Raw genomic sequence first — 1,546 nt, 5'->3', positions numbered from 1 at the left:
CGGCTCTTGTTCCATGATCAGCCATGCACAGACATCATGCAGTTCCGGTGCGCCGGGCAAGGAGACGACTATGTCACTTGAGGTCAAGGTAGGACCGCCACAGCTTGCCATCCACCAGGGCCACGCTGTCTTGCTGACCGAACCTGATGGCCAGATCAATGGGCACTCGCAGAAGGGGCTTTACTTTTACGATACGCGCGTGATTAGCAACTGGACCGTGTACGCGAATGGGGAGCCGTGGGAACTGCTCAATAGCGGCGCGACAGCCGCGTTCGCTGCAAGGATTTTTCTGGCAAATCGTCCGTTCGTTACCGAAGCCGGACCGATTGCGTCACATACGCTCGGCCTCACACTCAATCGTGAGATTGGCGGCGGCGTGCATGAGGATATCGATCTGACCAATTATGGTGATTCCACGGTGCGCTTTAACCTCGAGATCGTCCTACGCAGTGATTTCGCGGACATTTTCGAAGTGAAATCCGGACATTTCGTCCGCCGCGGGCACGTTACGACGGCATGGTCAGAGTCAGAGCAGCGTCTGACCACCGCATATTGCAACCGGGATTTCTTGCGGGCGGTGGAGGTGACAGCCAGTAACAGCGATTCGGCGGCCGCCTACGCAAACGGCCGTATTACGTTCGACATTGCAATGAAGCCCTCCGCCTGCTGGCATTGCTGTATTCGATACGAATTCTCCGACGGGCGCGAACGTTTTGTGGCACCAGTCTCCTGTCGTGGTTTGGAAAGCGATGTGTCGGAAAACAGCAAGCGGCTTGCACAGTGGCAGAGCGCCGTGCTCAAGCTCGAGAGCACGAACGAAACGCTGCGGCGCGTGTTTCGCCAAGCCACCGATGACCTCGCGGCGTTGCGCCTGCCTATCAGAGGTTCCCCTTCTGACGCCGACGTCGTGCACCTGGTGCCGGCTGCCGGACTGCCATGGTTCGTTGCGCTGTTCGGCCGCGATAGTCTGATCGCCTCGCTGCAGACCTCGCTGGTTTATCCGTCCTTTGCGCTTGGCTCCCTGGACGTGCTGGGCGCTCGTCAGGCGAACGATTGGGACGACTATCGCGACGCCGAACCCGGCAAGATCATACACGAGCTGCGCCTTGGTGAGCTTGCCCACCTTCATCTGGTGCCCCACACACCCTATTACGGAACGGCGGACGCGACGCCGCTCTATCTCATTACGCTGCATACGGCGTGGTGTTGCACGGGGGACCTCGATCTGCTGAAGCGTCACCTGCCCACTGCGGAGCGCTGTCTCGACTGGATCGACAAATACGGCGACCGGGATGGCGATGGGTTTCAGGAATACGCCACGCGCTCGCCTGCCGGACTTGAGAACCAGAGCTGGAAGGACTCCGGCGATGCCGTGGTCTATCCCGACGGGAAACGGGTGGTCGGTCCCAAAGCGCTTTGTGAGTTGCAGGGCTATGTCTACGACGCGTGGTTGCGAATGGCTAAAATCTACGATGTACTGCAGGACAATGCCCGCGCCACCGCGCTGCGCGCAAAGGCCGCCGATCTCTTCAGACGATTCAATGAT

Annotated in this window: 1 protein-coding gene; it reads left to right on the top strand. The window is 59.3% G+C overall.

Annotated features, from left to right (window positions below; genetic code table 11):
* Positions 1–70: 70 nt before the first annotated feature.
* The coding region (locus tag AWB68_RS44745) for an amylo-alpha-1,6-glucosidase (protein WP_087650435.1) at positions 71–1,546 on the top strand (1,476 nt) is incomplete at its 3' end.

It is taken from the genome of Caballeronia choica (genome assembly GCF_001544535.1).
GTDB lineage: Bacteria > Pseudomonadota > Gammaproteobacteria > Burkholderiales > Burkholderiaceae > Caballeronia > Caballeronia choica.
The sequence above is the reverse complement of the archived record's forward strand: the minus strand, read 5'-3'. Positions and strand labels throughout refer to the sequence as shown.